14 protein-coding genes and 1 pseudogene are annotated in these 15,610 nt (G+C 59.8%); 13 read left to right on the forward strand and 2 right to left on the reverse strand.

Annotated features, from left to right (window positions below; translation table 11 throughout):
• Nucleotides 1–19 precede the first annotated feature (19 nt).
• Nucleotides 20–1,180: a permease gene (locus MTX19_RS02690; protein WP_280982333.1), complete on the forward strand. Its 1,161-nt coding sequence runs from the start codon at nucleotides 20–22 to the stop codon at nucleotides 1,178–1,180.
• A gap of 9 nt (nucleotides 1,181–1,189) precedes the next feature.
• On the opposite strand, the gene MTX19_RS02695 is transcribed toward MTX19_RS02690, so the two are convergent.
• Entirely contained in the window at nucleotides 1,190–1,834 is a 645-nt protein-coding gene (locus MTX19_RS02695; protein WP_280982334.1) for a DUF1109 domain-containing protein, read from the reverse strand.
• The gene (locus MTX19_RS02700) at nucleotides 1,831–2,388 is read right to left on the reverse strand and encodes a sigma-70 family RNA polymerase sigma factor (RefSeq protein ID WP_280982335.1); all 558 of its coding nucleotides are present in this window, start codon (nucleotides 2,386–2,388) and stop codon (nucleotides 1,831–1,833) included. The genes MTX19_RS02695 and MTX19_RS02700 overlap by 4 nt, the downstream gene beginning before the upstream one ends.
• Between MTX19_RS02700 and MTX19_RS02705 the strand changes: the two genes are divergently transcribed.
• The 12 genes and pseudogenes from MTX19_RS02705 (at nucleotide 2,389) to istA (ending at nucleotide 15,603) form a co-directional block, all read left to right on the forward strand.
• Nucleotides 2,389–2,526, forward strand: a complete 138-nt coding sequence (locus MTX19_RS02705; RefSeq protein WP_280982336.1) for a hypothetical protein — start codon at nucleotides 2,389–2,391, stop codon at nucleotides 2,524–2,526.
• Between the two features lie 419 nt (nucleotides 2,527–2,945).
• Nucleotides 2,946–3,068 carry a hypothetical protein gene (locus MTX19_RS02710; protein ID WP_280982337.1) on the forward strand — a complete coding sequence of 41 codons (123 nt, stop codon included), beginning with the start codon at nucleotides 2,946–2,948 and terminating at the stop codon, nucleotides 3,066–3,068.
• 32 nt (nucleotides 3,069–3,100) lie between these two features.
• Nucleotides 3,101–3,358, forward strand: coding sequence for a class I SAM-dependent methyltransferase (locus tag MTX19_RS02715; RefSeq protein WP_280982338.1), 258 nt, complete (start codon nucleotides 3,101–3,103; stop codon nucleotides 3,356–3,358).
• Between the two features lie 219 nt (nucleotides 3,359–3,577).
• Nucleotides 3,578–3,772, forward strand: coding sequence for a hypothetical protein (locus MTX19_RS02720; protein ID WP_280982339.1), 195 nt, complete (start codon nucleotides 3,578–3,580; stop codon nucleotides 3,770–3,772).
• Between the two features lie 557 nt (nucleotides 3,773–4,329).
• Nucleotides 4,330–4,626 carry a DUF736 domain-containing protein gene (locus MTX19_RS02725; RefSeq protein WP_280984671.1) on the forward strand — a complete coding sequence of 99 codons (297 nt, stop codon included), beginning with the start codon at nucleotides 4,330–4,332 and terminating at the stop codon, nucleotides 4,624–4,626.
• Between the two features lie 461 nt (nucleotides 4,627–5,087).
• A complete protein-coding gene (locus tag MTX19_RS02730; protein WP_280982340.1) occupies nucleotides 5,088–6,104 on the forward strand; it encodes a hypothetical protein in 1,017 nt (338 codons plus the stop codon).
• A 1,219-nt stretch (nucleotides 6,105–7,323) separates the two neighbouring features.
• Nucleotides 7,324–8,586 (forward strand): annotated as a pseudogene (gene ltrA, locus MTX19_RS02735) (group II intron reverse transcriptase/maturase).
• Between the two features lie 978 nt (nucleotides 8,587–9,564).
• Nucleotides 9,565–11,322 (forward strand): DUF3363 domain-containing protein, encoded by a 1,758-nt coding sequence (locus tag MTX19_RS02740; protein WP_280985828.1) that lies wholly within the window; start codon nucleotides 9,565–9,567, stop codon nucleotides 11,320–11,322.
• A 214-nt stretch (nucleotides 11,323–11,536) separates the two neighbouring features.
• The gene (locus MTX19_RS02745; protein WP_280982342.1) at nucleotides 11,537–12,403 is read left to right on the forward strand and encodes a DUF5131 family protein; all 867 of its coding nucleotides are present in this window, start codon (nucleotides 11,537–11,539) and stop codon (nucleotides 12,401–12,403) included.
• 32 nt (nucleotides 12,404–12,435) lie between these two features.
• Nucleotides 12,436–13,305, forward strand: coding sequence for a three-Cys-motif partner protein TcmP (tcmP, locus tag MTX19_RS02750; RefSeq protein WP_280982343.1), 870 nt, complete (start codon nucleotides 12,436–12,438; stop codon nucleotides 13,303–13,305).
• A gap of 133 nt (nucleotides 13,306–13,438) precedes the next feature.
• Nucleotides 13,439–13,867 (forward strand): hypothetical protein, encoded by a 429-nt coding sequence (locus tag MTX19_RS02755; RefSeq protein WP_280982344.1) that lies wholly within the window; start codon nucleotides 13,439–13,441, stop codon nucleotides 13,865–13,867.
• 197 nt (nucleotides 13,868–14,064) lie between these two features.
• Complete coding sequence (gene istA / locus MTX19_RS02760) at nucleotides 14,065–15,603, forward strand: IS21 family transposase (RefSeq protein ID WP_280984672.1); 1,539 nt, start codon at nucleotides 14,065–14,067, stop codon at nucleotides 15,601–15,603.
• Nucleotides 15,604–15,610: the final 7 nt, after the last annotated feature.

The raw sequence follows: 15,610 nt of genomic DNA on the forward strand, positions 1-15,610 counted from the left end.
GCAGGGGAAATCGCCGACGATGGAATCGACCTTTCGCGCGCTCAGTATGGCGTTTGCCATGGGATGGGAAATCCTTTGGCCGCTGATCCTTGGCTTCACGCTGTCGGGGGTCGTGCAGGCGGTTGTCTCTCATCGGGAAATGGCTCGGCTACTGCCGGATGATCGGCCTCGTTCGACCGCAACAGCGCTTGCGCTCGGCGCGGCCTCTTCGTCGTGCTCCTACGCAGCGGTGGCGCTGGCCCGCTCGGTCTTTCGCAAGGGCGCCGATTTCACGGCCGCAATGGCGTTCGAAATGGCTTCGACTAACCTGGTCCTCGAGCTCAGCATCATCATGCTGGTGTTCCTCGGCTGGCAGTTCATGGCGGCCGAGCTGATCGGCGCGCCGATCATGGTCGCGCTCTTGGTTCTTCTGTTTCGACGGTTTCTCGGCCGCGATCTTCGCGCGCAGGCAAAGGAGCAGGCGGACAGAGGCATAGCCGGGCGTATGGAAGGCCATGCTGAGATGGACATGTCGGTCACTGAAGGCGGAAGCCTTTGGCAGCGCATAACCTCGGACCGGGGGCTTACGGCTATCAGCCATTATTTTGTGATGGACTGGGTCTCGGTCTGGATGGATATCGTCGGCGGCCTTCTGATCGCTGGAGCGCTCGCTGCCTGGGTTCCGAACGGGTTCTGGCAGTCGTTCTTCCTGGTGGATCACCCGACGATTGCGAAGATCTGGGGACCGATCATTGGGCCGCTGGTCGCGGTGATCGCGTTCGTTTGCTCCGTTGGAAACATTCCGCTCGCCGCCGTGCTCTGGAACGGCGGCATCAGCTTCGGCGGCGTGATCGCATTCATCTTCGCCGACCTAATCGTTCTTCCCGTCCTTAACATCTATCGCAAGTACTACGGATTGAAGATGACGGGATTTCTTTTCGTCACGTTCTATGCAGCCATGGCGATCGCAGCGCTGATTGTAGAAGTAATTTTCGGAGGACTTGGTCTCGTCCCGCAACAGCACAACGCGCGGGTGGTTGAGGCTTCCCTTAGCTGGAACTACGCGACCTGGCTGAACATCATATTCCTTGCATTTGCAGCCGCACTGGTGTGGCGCTTCCTGAAAACAGGTGGGCCCGAGATGCTGCGAATGATGAATGCCCCACCCCGGGATCATCCCCAGAGCCATGCTCACGTGTGATTCGGGAGCTCACCAGCGCAGCAGCTTCGGCCCCAGGAGGGCGCCGATCACAGTGCAAAGCGCGATGGTGAGACCGTACCAGAGCGCGATGAAGGCGAGCGAGTCGTCAGTGCAATGCAGCGCGTAGACGACCGCGCTGATGCTGCCGGCGGCGAGCCCCGCAAGAGCACCGGCGCGTGTCAAATTTGTCGGCAACGCAAACTCGCGCATCGCGAAAATGATGGCCGCGAATGGGAAAATTGCGTTTAGCGGGATGCACGAGATACAGAGCAGCCAATGCTCGCCGAAGATCATGGCCTGCCATGCGGACGGTGGCGCCAGGACAAGCGTCACCACGAGTACGACAAGCGCGGCAGCAAACGGAAGAACAACCAAAGCCAGCGATACCCGCTGCTCGCCGCCGGGGTGCGCGACCCTAACCAGATATGCAAGCGAAATGGCAACAAGGGCGCCTGCGAACGCAAACTTCACCGCGAGGAAGATCCAGGCGCGAAGGTCAGATATGTCCGTGCGCGGGCCGAACAGCAGCATCATCCCGGCAAGTGCTGCGATGGCGCCAAGGGCGGCGGCGCTCAAGAGCCTACGGGAGACGCCGCGCCAATCGACCGCGTCAAGGTTCGTGCTCAGCATATCCACGAGATCATCAGTCTTCATGACCTTCGTCCCTTGGCGACCAAAGCAGCGAGCGCCTTCATTCCCCGGTGTACGTTCACCTTAACGGCGGGTTCGGATAGTCCCTCGCGCGCTGCGGTTTCCGCCACGCTCAGCCCTTCCAGTTTTACGTGCCGAATTGCCGTCTGGAGTTTGGACGGCAGCCCGTCCAGCAGTCGGTCGAGATCGAGCGAACTCTCGCTCGCAGTCTGGTCATCGTGAGCAACGATTTCCTTGACATCGTCAATCGATACGTTTCCAGCGGAATTGCGCGTCCTCCTATAGTGATCGATGAGCTTGTAACGCGCGATAGCATACAGCCACGGCGTGAAAGGTTGTGCTGGATCATACGTGTCTCGACGCGCATGCAACGCCATCAGCGTCTCCTGGACCAGATCCTCGGCATCTGCAGCTCCGCGGGCCGCCTGCGCCAGTTTGGCTTTGTAATAGCCACGCAGCAACCGGCTCATTCGCCCAAGTAGCTCGCGGTACGCGCGCTCGTCGCCCCCGAGCGCAGCGATCATGAGACCCTTTAGTTCGGCCTCGACGGAGCTCATATGGGGTTCCTGTTCTACGCATTCGTAGCCGGGGACGTGCCGGTTACAGCAGCAACGAAATTTGTTCTGCGCGCACCCGAAGCGCAGGTGGGGTCAAAGGCTTTTACCACGACTGCCGGTGCGGTCACGCTGTCGTGAGGGTGTAACCGCAAGGCGCTGGCATGCGGAGTCCCCAAGAGTCGCGCACTTTGGAGCACACCGGAACGCGCGACGGGAACGCAAAACGCAGGTAAATGGAGCTGTAAAATGACGTGGAGTAATCGAGTAATCGGCGCAGGCATCGGGGCCACTTTGTTGCTAGCAGGCTCGTTGGCCGCCGCGGAAACCACTTCGCAGCCAACGCCGGAAACCAGCCAACAGCGCTCGGAAGCCCATCCTCAAAGCTCCGGCCAAACCAACCGTATGGTCGAGCACTGCACGCAAATGATGGCGAACTGGTCGCAATAGGGCGGCGGCGAAGTTGCGACCTAAGCCGCGGCGCCCTTGCACTCAACCAAATCACCAGGGCGCAGCCGTCGCATATTCTGCGACCAAAGGACAACGGACGGAGCGAACTAATGATGATGGATATGAGCGGAATGTCGATCGGGATGATGGCGGGGATGGGCGTGATCTGGCTGTTGCTTCTCGCGTTTGTCGTGTTGGGCATAGCCGCATTCATCAAATATCTGCGCTCCTGACCTCGAATCGACAAGTATGAAGGAGAGGAAGAATGGGCATTTACGCTGACTGGCTGTTTCCACGCATCCTCGACCTCTTGATGCGGCAGAAGCAGATCGCGCCATATAGAAGGCGGATCGGGCAGGCCGCGAAAGTGCGTGTGCTCGACATCGGAATCGGGTCGGGCGTCAATTTGATGTTCTATGGCACAGGTGCCGAACGCATTTGTGGCGTCGATCCGTCACCAGAGTTGTTGCGGTTCGCCGGTGAGCGGGCTCATGATAACTCCGCGCCCGTTCAAGGCGGCTAAAATGACGCGCGCTAAGCCAAAGCCAGATTGATCGAGAACAATCCAAAGCCTTCATATTGAGAAGGCGCGCGCGAGATCGAAGCGGACGAGGACAAGTCAGCGGCTGACCTGATGAAGCGCCTAGCAGGCAGGAAGCCAGAGCCGAGGAAGGCTGCTAAAAGCTAGGGCGCCTCGGGAACCGACTTAACTTAAGTTAGTTAGATCTGTATGGCGGATGCTTTGGAATCTTCCGAAGAGCTGTTCGACCGCGCTGCCGCAGCTATCGCAGAAGGGAAGCGGCTCACCGAGGAAAACCTCGCATTGCAGCACGAAATACTCTCGGGCCTAAGGCGAATGCGCATCATCAGTTTCCATCCGCACAGCCTTAAGCTTTTCTCACCGCTGGATTTTTCGGAGCTGCGGCAGCGAAAGTGAGTTGGATCGCTCGCGGCCCGTACTTGTCAAGTATTATGACTCCCCAAAATTGACCCGCCCTGCCGGCGGCCCAAAGGGTGAGCGGCCACTTCTTGGCTGATGTCTGAGTTGTTGATCTGCTCCGATGCGGCGGCATGACGAAACCGTCCGCAACGAGCGATAAAGCCCTCTCCACCGGATCGGGTCGGCGGAGCAATCCGCTGTGGTTCGACCGCACTGCTGGTGTGGTGTGGCGGTCGCGGCGGTTGATGGGATGCCTTCGAGCCGATGCCCTCCTGCCAGGCTGCTTGGCCCACGTCCATATCGGCCTTTTGCTGGCGGATCACGCGCCACAATACGCTCGCTATGCTCGCCAACCTTTGCCCGCAATGGCTTCTTCGCGATCTTCTTCCCCTGCCGCCCAGCGGCGGCATTCCTCGCGAGACAACAAGATCGCTCAATCCGCCATCCTCCGCTTCGCTACGGGCCATGGCTGCGGAACGGTCGTTGTGGCGCTCAAAGATCGCCATCAAGGCCGCGGTAGTCGCGGACTTGGAAAACAGCAACAGGAGATCACGATGGCTCAAATTGGCACCTTCACCCGCGCCGAAGATGGCTCGTACACCGGCACCATCAAGACGCTCTCGCTCAATATCAAGGCGCGCTTCCTTCCCGCCGAACCTTCGGGCAATGAGAAGGCTCCGAGTCTGCGCATCATGGCGGGCAACGTCGAAATAGGTGCCGCATGGCAGCGGACCTCGAAGGACAACACCGTGTATCACTCGGTGAAGCTCGACGACCCCTCCTTCCCGGCGCCAATCTATGCCAACCTCGTCACCATCGATGACGGCTACGCGCTGGTCTGGTCGCGCTGAGCGTCAGCTTACGGCGTCTCGCCTCGCGCGAGACGCCGCGGTTGCGCACTTGGTCCTGTGTCGTGCAGGTGTAAATCAAGATTACACAATGGCCGCAGCGGCAGAGCCACGCGAGGGCAGTAGCGCGCTGTGGCGTGCAATTTGGCCGTTCTGCCGCCGCTTAGCATATGCCACCCTCGGCCGAACGATGGTGATGGCTCGCGCCCGTGGAATCGGCCTAGCTCTGCCAGCGTCGATTAGAACGTTTCGTGGATTGAGTGACATCGTGCCTGAGCACTCTGCGATCGCCTGTCATCCCAAAAAGGGATCAGCCTAGCGAACTTTGTTCGGCGCGGGATTAGTTTCTGCCGTCCCGAACGCGCGGAGGGTAAGCTTTGTGGCTGCTCGGGATCGCCATGGTGCCGCCAATCGTAAACCCAGGTTTGGCGTCGGCCGGTACTCCGAGGAGCAGCGTCTTTTTAATGACTGAAACCCCTCCGAGCCGCCCGTTCGACGAAACCGAAGCGCTGGCTTGGCTACGCTCCCAGCCGGATGGGCGGGTGACGGCCAGCGCGGCGGAGCTCGGGCGTCAATGGGGCTGGAACCGTATGCGAGCCGGTCGGCGGCTGAGGGCGTGGCAGAAAGCTGGTCATATCCTGCGTAACGCTGAGGAGATCGTCGTAACAGCGTCCGTCGCACCGGCTGTTACAGAAGCTGCAGGCGTCGCGCCCGAAGCAACTGCCACGCGGCGTTCGATGACACCTGTCAAGCGCGCCGCGTTCATCGTTGCCCTGGTGCTCGCATGCGTATCGGCGGCCTTCTCTATTGATGGTCTTACCGCCATCTTTGCCGGCGCATTCTGGCCCGTGATTATTATGGGTGCTGCGCTAGAAGCCGGAAAGCTGGTCGCCGCGGCATGGCTGACCGAGAACTGGCGCTCGGCACCGCCCCTTCTGTGTCTGGTTCTCGTCGTGATGATTGGTATCTTGATGGGCCTGAACGCAATCGGAGTGTTCGGCTTTCTCACGCGTGCTCACCTCGACCATATGGTGACCGTCGATCTGGCGCTCGCGGATAGGACCGCCGACACTGAGGCGCGCCTGGCGATCCAGAGTCAGAGCGTCGCCGACCTCGATCGACGCATTGCCCAGATCGATGCAGCGATCGAGGAATCGACGCGGCTCGGCCGTCCCATTGGAGCGATGAGGATTGCCGACCAGAAGCGCCGCGATCGCGCCGATATCGTCGCCGCGCGTCAACACGAGGCACAGGCCCTTGCAAACCTCCGGGTCGAGAAAGCCAAGATTGACGCCGAACGTCGCCGCGCCGAAGCCGACGTTGGCCCCGTGCGGTATCTCGCCGAACTGATTGGCATGCCAGCTACCGACCTCGAGCGATCCGTTCGGATGCTGACCTTGGCGCTTGTCGCCGTGCTCGATCCGATGGCGGTGGCCCTCCTGCTCGCCGCCGGCGCGCACACCGGGCGTGCGCTGCGCTGACCATTGTTGGGATCCGTTATTTGAGACAAGCTGTTGCTGACACTCTGCCGAGATGGTGCGGAAACTACTGCCCGTCACATGATTGGAAATCTCGGACCAATATCGCGCCAGATGCGAATGTGGCGAGAGACAGCTCTGCGGTGCATTTCGGATGCTCCGTGCCGCCGAAGTTCATCATTCCACATGCATGCCCCATGCCCCAGAACGCCCAAAAGAGCAATCGGAGCGTTATTCGTGCGCGCGCTGTAACGATAGCGGCGAGGCTTCTTTAGCGCTTCGACGGTCGCTGTTTGTGCTGCCGCTTCGACGTTTTCCGGGGTAAATTTCCGCAGATATTCTGCACATTTGGGCTGATAGCAAATGTTGCGCTCACCGCATCAAACCTGTCGTCGAGAGACCATGTTTCCGGCAGTAGTGCTCCGCTTCCAATGCGCTTCGATAGCAGGCCACATGCGCCGACCAGAACGAGTTGTTGGTCTTTCCCAGCAACGACGCGGTGCCATCGGCTTTTGGGTTTGCTACTGAATGACCCTCGCTCACGCGGCAAGAGTTCGCGGAGGAGTGCGCAATTAACGTGCTGATGGCATACGGGCGATGCCTTCGGCCCGCGCTCTACTCGTCGCTTCGCTCCTCACCGAGCCACCCTACGGGTGTCTCGGCCCTTCGGGGTGTGTTGCAGAGATACGAAAGGAGAAAGGAGTGCATATGGAGTAATCACGTATCGTAACGCTGCGTGAATGATGGAGGAAGGCCCTCCGGAGCCGGCTTTCAGGAGCAGGCTTCAAACCAGTCCGAGCTGCTGCGGTAAAGAGCCGTGGTGGTGAGCGTCGGATGAAAAGTTCGGACGTGATCCGAGCAGGTGGGTGTCCGAAAGACGAACGAAAGTGAACCCTTCGAAGAAGCGTCGTCAGCCGTAGAAGCGTCGTCGAAACCAGGATCTCCCGAAGGTTCTGGGACAAGTCTGCCAGGTGCCTGATGACTGGGCAGGTGGCGACCGGCGTAAAGGGGGCGTGAGTCGGACACAGGCGTTCGCGCGGAACTGCAAGAACCAGGCTCTTGATGTGAAGGGAGAAGCCCAAGCGGAGCAACCGTGAGGCGAGAGTACCGATGCAAGAGGTTGGGACGGACCGTCCCGTAGTAGCGTTGAAAACCCTGTAATGGGGTTGGAGCAAAGGGGGCGGGTCAGGCCGTCGTATCGTTTGAAACAACTGGAAACAGGATGACTTCGGAAAGTACGACAAACAAGCCGTTTCGAATTGAGAAACGACAGGTATTTGAAGCCTACAAGGCGGTCAAGGCCAACCACGGCGCGGCCGGGGTGGATGGGCAATCTTTGGAAATGTTCGAGAAGAATCTTGCGAGAAATCTCTACAAGATTTGGAATCGAATGTCTTCGGGGACCTACTTTCCACCACCAGTTCGCGCCGTCTCGATCCCGAAGAAGTCGGGAGGCGAGAGGATTTTAGGTGTGCCCACTGTTGGCGACAGGATTGCGCAGATGGTGGTCAAACAGATGATTGAACCGGACTTGGAAGCTATCTTTCTTCCTGACTCCTATGGATACAGGCCGAGGAAATCGGCCTTGGATGCCGTCGGTGTCACACGCCAGAGGTGCTGGAAGTTTGATTGGGTTCTGGAGTTCGACATCAAGGGGCTGTTTGATAATCTTCCGCATGAACTTTTGCTGAGAGCAGTCAGAAAGCATGTCAAGTGCAAATGGGCGCTGTTGTATATCGAAAGATGGCTGACAGCTCCGATGGAGAAGAATGGCGAAGTTTTAGAGCGGACACGCGGCACGCCACAAGGCGGTGTCGTTAGCCCCTGCCTCGCCAACCTCTTCATGCATTATACGTTTGATCTGTGGATGACGCGGACACATCCTGATCTTCCATGGTGTCGGTACGCCGACGATGGACTTGTCCACTGTCGGAGCGAACAGCAAGCCGAGGCCCTCAAGGCGGAGCTTGGTGCTCGACTGGCAGAATGTGGACTTCAGATGCATCCGACCAAGACCAAGATCGTTTATTGCAAAGACAATAGGCGCGAAGGGAAATACTCGAATGTTGTGTTTGACTTCCTTGGGTATTAATTCCGCCCTCGGGAGGTTCGTAACACGCGAGACAGTACGTTCTTTTGTGGCTACACGCCGGCGGTTAGCCCAACGGCGATGAAGTCGATGCGAAAAGCGATCCGGAGCTTGAACACGTTGCGACTGACGTCGGTGACGCTGGCTGACATCGCTAAGGAGATCAATCCGCTCCTTCGTGGGTGGATTGCCTACTATGGGCGATTCAGTCGTTCGTCCCTGGACATTCTGGTTACCTACGTTAACCGGAAGCTCAGGGATTGGACCATGCGCAAGTTCAAGCGCTTTCAGCACAGCAAGGCACAGGCCAGCCTCTTTCTGAGAAAGCTGGCCCGTGGAAACCCCGGGCTGTTTGAGCATTGGAAGGCGTTCGGAACGGCCACCGTTTCGGCCTGATGGGAGCTGTATGACGCGAGAGTGTCACGTACAGTTCTGCGAGCGCCCGGAGGTGAAATTCCTCCGGGCGACTCTCCTAACGATCGCTATCGCAAACGCTCGCTTCGCTCGCAAACAGTGGGGGCTTGGCAAGTCAACTGCCAAGTCGCGGCGGCTCTTTCGCAATGAATCGGCCACCGGCCGACGTGTTCGGGCAGGGGCTATTGGAGGATCCACCGCAATGACCCGAACTGCATTTTGTCGCAAATCGCCGCGAGTACCGAGAGTCTATTGGCTTGGAAGTTGGGCCCTGGGAACCAGCGACCGAGGAGGGCGAGGAGCGAGGAGGGCAAGATAAAGCGAACTGACGTTCGCTGGCTCCCTCCGGTCGCAAAGGGTTGTCTGCACATTGGTTTTTGCACCTTGCGACGCCGTCTGAACGGCACCGCGCGAGGTGGCGCGGCGCCGCTTTCAGAGATTTTCTTTTTGATTTCAATTCATCAAGCGATGGCGCCCGCAATGTGTGTCGATGAGAGAACCCGCTGTTTGTTCGCTATACTACGCGTTGACGCGATTTGATGCGATCGATGTTCGGCAGCTCTTGTGTGGGCTCATTTCGACGTCAATCGTCTCGTCATGGCGAGGGATGAGAGCGAAAATTTTCGGGTCAGGCCGGGGCGGTCGCGCAGCGATGGAGCGCGCATCAATCCACGCAATCAGCCGTTCTTCAAGCAGGTCCAAATCGCAGTCCGGAAGGCAGGTGGTGATCCCCGCCGCATCGGTGCGGGAGCGCGATCGGGCGGGAGCCGGGAAGGAGGAAGCACAGGCCGGTTCAATGCCCGCGGCCGGGGCGCGAAGGTCGTTGCCTCGTTTCCCCGAGAGGGTGGAAGTGGAGGCTGGCAACGAGATTCCGCGGGCCGCTTCCGCGCGCGTCGGGTAGTGGTCAAGGCGAGGGTGGTCCGGTTCAATCCGCAAGGGAAGGGTGTGCGGGGGCCCAAGATGCGGACGACGATGACCCGGGCGGTCGACGCCCATCTCCGCTACCTCGAACGGGACGGGGTGATGCGGGACGGTGAACGAGGCAGGGCCTATTCCGCTTTCGAGAACGAGGCCGACGGCAAGGCGTTTGTGGAGCGCGGCCGGAAAGATCGCCATCAGTTTCGCTTCATCGTCGCGCCTGAGGATTCCACCGAAATGGCTGATCTTCGCGGCTTCACCCGCGACCTCATGCGCCGGGTGGAATTGGATCTGGACACCCGCCTCGACTGGATCGCGGTCGATCATCACAACACGGGCCATCCTCACACCCACATCATTGTCCGGGGCGTCCTCGACGATGGCCGCATCCTCAACATCGCCGGAGACTACATCGCCCATGGCGTTCGCCACCGGGCAAGCGAACTGGTCACCCGGGAACTGGGCCACCAGAGCGAGATCGAGCTCCAGACAAAGCTGCAGAACGAGGTCGAGGCTGAGCGTGTGACCCGGCTCGACAAGATGCTCTTGAGCGAGCAACAGGAGCAGGGCGAAATCGACCTGCGCCCCGGGGAGGGCGCGACCTTCCTCGTCCGGGAGAACCGCAAACTCATGATCGGCCGCGTGCGGCACCTGGAGCGCTATGGAATAGCAACTGAGCTGGAGCCGGGGCGATGGGCCCTTTCCGACCGCGCGGAGCAAGTCTTGAAGGATCTGGACCACCGCAATGAGGCTATCAACTCGATCCATCGGGCGCTCACCAGGAATGGTCTCGCCGAGGAGCGTGGTGTCGGCCAATTCGCCCTTCACGGCGAAGGCGCAGGCGAGAAGATCGTCGGTCGCGTCCTGGCTAAGGGCCTGGCCGGAGACGAGATGGGCGAGCGGGTTTACCTGGTCGTCGACGGTATCGATGGCCGGGTCCATCGCATGGAGTTCAAGGACCTGAGCCGGATCGAGGAGGTCGCGCGGGACATGATCGTCGAAGCCGCCCCAGTCGTTTCCGGTCCAAGACCAGCCGACCGCAACATTGCCGGCAATGTCGGAGAGGACAACGGCATCTACCGGCCGAGCCGGCACCTGGAGCGAATTCGCGATAGCTTTGAGCGGCAGGGCAAGGACCCCGAAGCTTTCGTGCGTTCTCACGTCCGCCGTCTGGAAGCGCTGCGCCGGGCGGGCCTTGTCGAACGGATCGATGCCGACAATTGGAAAGTCCCGAAGGACATCGTCGCGCGCGGGCAGACTTACGACCTGAGCCAGGGCGGCGACGGGCTGAGAATACGGACGCTCTCGGCCATCGGCCTCGACCGGCAGATTGCCAGCGATGGTGCGACGTGGCTCGACCGACAGATTATTGCCGAGGACCGCTCGGAAATCAGGGACAGCGGTTTTGGCAGCGAAGCCAACAGAGCTATCAGCCGTCGTGCCCGGCGGCTTGTGGACATGGGCCTTGCGACCGCCAAGGATGGCAACGTTCGCGTCCCCGTGGACACGTTGGCGACTCTTGAGCGACGGGAGGTTGAGCGTGTCGGCCATCAGATGGCGAGAGAGCGCGGCCTAACCTACATGCCAGCAAACGCTGGCGAGCATGTCAGCGGCCGCCTCGCTGGCGTCGCCAGCCTCGTCAGCGGCCGCTTCGCCATGATCGACAACGGGCTCGGCTTTCAGTTGGTGCCTTGGCTACCGATGCTTGAGAGGCACATCGGCCGGCACATCAGCGGCCTTCAACGCGACGACGGCGGAATCGAGTGGACTTTTGGAAGAAACCGGGGGCTAGGCCTGTAATACAGTCGCCGAGCGGGGCAACGTCCCGAACGCTATGTCACCAAGGTGGCGGTGTCTTAATCCACGGGTACGATTGGCCTACTCAGCAGCGCTGCGTCTTCATCTGATGGATTCAATAAGATCAAATGGATAGGCAACAAGTTCGGAACAAAATAAGAACATTTACCTCTGGTTAACCGTGACGTGTCAGTTTATCATGCAACCGGAGCGAGACATGGGCCAGACTTCGAAAATTGAATGGACGGATTCAACATTCAACCCATGGGTCGGCTGCACCAAGATCGATCGGCCGGGCGGCGCTCCTTCGGCTTGCGATTTTTGCTACGCGGAGGGCTGGTCAAAGCGAAGCGGTCACGTCAAATGGGGCAACAATCCCCGCCGGAGAACAACGGAATCGTATTGGCGATCTCCGGTGAAGTGGAATGCTTCCGCGCAAGGGTTTCAGCGGCGACACGGACGTCGCCAGCGCGTCTTCTGCGCGTCCTTGGCTGACGTCTTTGACAATCAGGTCGACCCGAACTGGCGCACCGACCTTTGGCGGTTGATCCGCGAATGCGATCATCTCGATTGGCAGCTGCTCACCAAGCGTCCCCAGAATATTAAAAAAATGCTGCCCGAAGATTGGGGGCGCGGATATACAAATGTCTGGCTTGGCACGACTGCCGAAGATGCCGCGGCCTATCAACAGCGAGGAAAGCATCTCCTGGCTGTCCCGGCCGCAGTACATTTCGTGAGCTACGAGCCGGCAATGGGCCCCCTCGGATCCCTATCGATAGCTGGCAAAGTGCCTGATTGGGTAATCATCGGGGGTGAAAGCGGCGTGGCTCTGGAAAAGACCAGACCTACTCATCCACAGTGGGCGCGAGACGCGATTGCCGAATGTCATCGCATCGGGTCTGCGCCGTTCCTCAAACAGTGGGGTCGCTATGCAAATAACCCGCTGGTGGTGGAACAGGGCATGACAGAGCGCGAAGCCGCTGCGGTCGACCCGGGCGAGAACGGGAAGGGCGGTGGCCTGTTAGACGGCAGGCTTCACCGTGATTTCCCAAAAAGTGTGGGATTCGAAGTAGCTGCGGCTTGAGATTGACCAGCTGATGCTCCAGCATCGGTTGCATGAACAAACAAGGCGTCCTTTTCGGCGATCTTCCGCCCACCGACCGGCCACTTCGCTTTCGGTCGCCGGACCGTCCTATTTGGACGGAAAACAAAGCGAAGTTGATCGAGCGGTACCTCTACTACTTCGTGATGATCACCAAGCACGGCGCTTACATCGATGGCTTTGCAGGACCTCAGTACCCAGGCAAAGAGGATGCATGGGCCGCGAAACTCGTGATCGAATCCAAGCCGCCCTTTCTAAGAAAATTCTGGTTGTGTGAGCAGGCCAAAGAAAAGCTGCCTGCGTTGTACGAGCTTGCAGCGTCCAACAAGATGAAAAATAGAACGATTAAAGTCCTGCCTGGCGATTTCAATGCGAACCTTGCTGGGATTCTTAGCAGTGGCGCAATCACAGACAAGATGGCGACGTTTTGCTTGCTTGATCAGCACACTTTCGAGTGCGAATGGAGTTCGTTGCAGGCGCTGGCAACTCACAAGTCAGGCAATAAGATTGAACTGTTTTATTTTTTGGCCACTGGATGGCTTGATCGAGCCATGGCCGCAACCACGCGCAACCAAGATATTCTTTCCAAGTGGTGGGGTGGTAGTGATTGGAAAAAACTACAAGGCATGAAATCGTTCGACCGCGCTTTGCTTTTCGCGAGCCGATTTAAAGGCGAGTTCAACTACAAACATGCGCATGCGTGGCCCATTTACGATAAAGAGGGCGGCGCGCGCCGCGTCATGTACCATATGATCCATGCATCGGATCACGATGAAGCACCCAAGCTAATGAGTCGCGCTTACCGCAAGGCCAATGAGCCAAAAGAGGACTTGGCGGAGATACAGCGAGAACTCTTCGGCCTTGAGAGTTTTCAGAAGCGATGAAACTGTGCCGACATAGAAAGCTTTCAGACAAAACAGCGGCTTGACTCTCATTGACACGATATCAAAAAACTCCAGCGCGCCCTTTCCAAGATGTGAGGCAATTTCGGCAGCGGTAAGAAAACCGATTTGTTAAATGGCCCTAAGAGTCGAGCGATATGGTGGCGACGGAACGACCGTTCCTTACGGCGAACTATTCGACGACATTCGGAATAACTCTGGCTTTGTCGACACGCGCGGGCGTCCAGATGTCGCCGCGAATATCCCTGAGGGAGCTGCGTCCCCAGCCCTAAAAGGGCTGCTTGTGCGGATCGCATCAGAGGGGAAATATTTCTCACTTGGATGTGACCTTGGAGGCCATGAGGAACCTGAAAGCCACTCGACAAAACGGTTTGTTGCTGGCGGCTATGTTCAGTTGACGTGCTTCCAGTATCAATTCGCTACCACTTATCAGCATGATGCCTTCGCGAGCGCGATCGAGAAGAACATGCGCAAGCGCTCGCGCGGCAGAAATTGGCGAATGTGGCTGGAAGGCCGCTGGGTGAATTTTGAGCTCGAATGCTGATTCCGCTCGATGTCGCCCAGGATTCCGGAATGATCTCGCCCACCGTTCCGATTTGATGTCGCCCACCATTCCGAGATGATCTCGCCCACCATTCCGGGATGATGTCGCCCCGGGGTGACGAGGCCTCTTCTGGCTCCGCTACGGTCCTGCCTTTCGGCTTTGCGAAGGGGACCTGGATGCCGACGGAGAGGTTTGCGATGCGCCATGTGCGCGATGTGATCAGATTGAAGTCGGCCGGGATGCCGACCCGCGAGATTGCGCGGCGGGTCGGAACGGCACCTTCGACGGTGCGGTTGACGATCCGCCGGTTCGAGGCGGCGGGGCTGACCTGGCCGTTGCCAGACGACGTCACCGACACGGTGCTGGAGGCCCGGCTGTTCGCCAGCGCCGGAGCCGGTCCGGGCACCCGGCGGGGCCATCGGCGGCAGCCCGAGCCGGACTGGGCGGCGGTGCATCGCGAGCTCAAGCGCAAGCACGTGACGCTGTCGGTCCTGTGGGAGGAGTACATCGCGGGCGAACCCGGCGGGTATCGCTATTCGCGGTTCTGCGAGCTGTACCGGGCCTGGGAAGGCCGGCTGTCGGTGACGATGCGCCAGTCGCATGCAGCCGGCGACAAGCTGTTCGTCGACTATGCCGGCGACGGCGTGCCGGTGGTGATCGACCGGTTCACCGGCGAGCGGCGCGCCGCGCAGATCTTCGTCGCGGTGCTCGGCGCATCGAGCTTCACCTACGCGCAGGCGACCTGGACGCAGGGGCTCACCGACTGGATCAGCGGCCACGTCGGCGCCTTCGAGGCGATCGGCGGCGTGCCGGCGCTCTTGGTGCCGGACAACACCAAGGTCGCGGTGATCAAAGCCTGCCTCTACGATCCGCAGATCAACCGCAGCTACGCCGACATGGCGGCGCATTACGGCACCGCCATTCTGCCGGCCAGGCCACGGCGGCCACGCGACAAGGCGAAGGTCGAGCAGGCGGTCCTCATGGTCGAGCGCTGGCTGCTTGGACGGCTGCGCCACCGGACCTTCCACAGCCTCGCCGAGGTCAACGCGGCGATCGCCGAGTTAATGACCCGGCTCAACGAGGAGCGACCGATCCGGCGGCTCGGCGTGACCCGCCGCAAGCTATTGGAGGAGATCGACCGGCCGGCACTCAAGGCCTTGCCGGAAAGCCCTTACGTGTTTGCCGAGTGGCGGATCTGCCGGGTCAGCATCGACTATCACGTCGAGGTCGAGGCGCATTACTACAGCGTCCCGCATCGCTTCGTCCGCGCCGAAGTTGAGGTACGCGTCACCGCCCGCACCGTCGAGATTTTCCACAAGGGTGAGCGGATCGCCGCGCATCAGCGCATGAGCGGCAACCACAAGCACACGACCGTGCCGGAGCACATGGCCTCCAGTCATCGGCGCTACGCCGGCTGGACCATCGAGCGCATCCGCAAGGAGGCCGCCATCATCGGACCGGCCACCGCGGCGCTGTGCGATCTGATCCTCGATGAGCGTTCGCATCCGGAACAGGGCTTCCGCGCTTGCCTCGGCATCATCCGGCTCGCCCGATCCTACGGGCAACAGCGGCTCGATGCCGCCGCCATGCGGGCGATCGATATCGGCGCGCGCACTTACGGTTCGGTCAAATCGATCCTCGCCAACAACCTTGATCGGCGTCCTTCACCCAAGCGCTCCGCGGACGACGCGCCGATCCTTCATCCCAACATCCGCGGGCCGCGCTACTACAACTAGGGAGATC

Origin of the sequence: Bradyrhizobium sp. ISRA464, from assembly GCF_029910095.1 — a bacterium.
GTDB lineage: Bacteria > Pseudomonadota > Alphaproteobacteria > Rhizobiales > Xanthobacteraceae > Bradyrhizobium.

What these genes read in the sequence shown, in the direction of transcription:
- MTX19_RS02690 (WP_280982333.1), top strand. Translation starts at nt 20, where the DNA reads ATGGAATCGACCTTTCGCGCGCTCAGTATGGCGTTTGCCATGGGATGG.
- MTX19_RS02695 (WP_280982334.1), bottom strand. Translation starts at nt 1,834, where the DNA reads ATGAAGACTGATGATCTCGTGGATATGCTGAGCACGAACCTTGACGCG.
- MTX19_RS02700 (WP_280982335.1), bottom strand. Translation starts at nt 2,388, where the DNA reads ATGAGCTCCGTCGAGGCCGAACTAAAGGGTCTCATGATCGCTGCGCTC.
- MTX19_RS02705 (WP_280982336.1), top strand. Translation starts at nt 2,389, where the DNA reads ATGGGGTTCCTGTTCTACGCATTCGTAGCCGGGGACGTGCCGGTTACA.
- MTX19_RS02710 (WP_280982337.1), top strand. Translation starts at nt 2,946, where the DNA reads ATGATGATGGATATGAGCGGAATGTCGATCGGGATGATGGCGGGGATG.
- MTX19_RS02715 (WP_280982338.1), top strand. Translation starts at nt 3,101, where the DNA reads ATGGGCATTTACGCTGACTGGCTGTTTCCACGCATCCTCGACCTCTTG.
- MTX19_RS02725 (WP_280984671.1), top strand. Translation starts at nt 4,330, where the DNA reads ATGGCTCAAATTGGCACCTTCACCCGCGCCGAAGATGGCTCGTACACC.
- MTX19_RS02730 (WP_280982340.1), top strand. Translation starts at nt 5,088, where the DNA reads ATGACTGAAACCCCTCCGAGCCGCCCGTTCGACGAAACCGAAGCGCTG.
- MTX19_RS02740 (WP_280985828.1), top strand. Translation starts at nt 9,565, where the DNA reads ATGCGGACGACGATGACCCGGGCGGTCGACGCCCATCTCCGCTACCTC.
- MTX19_RS02745 (WP_280982342.1), top strand. Translation starts at nt 11,537, where the DNA reads ATGGGCCAGACTTCGAAAATTGAATGGACGGATTCAACATTCAACCCA.
- tcmP (WP_280982343.1), top strand. Translation starts at nt 12,436, where the DNA reads ATGAACAAACAAGGCGTCCTTTTCGGCGATCTTCCGCCCACCGACCGG.
- MTX19_RS02755 (WP_280982344.1), top strand. Translation starts at nt 13,439, where the DNA reads ATGGCCCTAAGAGTCGAGCGATATGGTGGCGACGGAACGACCGTTCCT.
- istA (WP_280984672.1), top strand. Translation starts at nt 14,065, where the DNA reads ATGCGCCATGTGCGCGATGTGATCAGATTGAAGTCGGCCGGGATGCCG.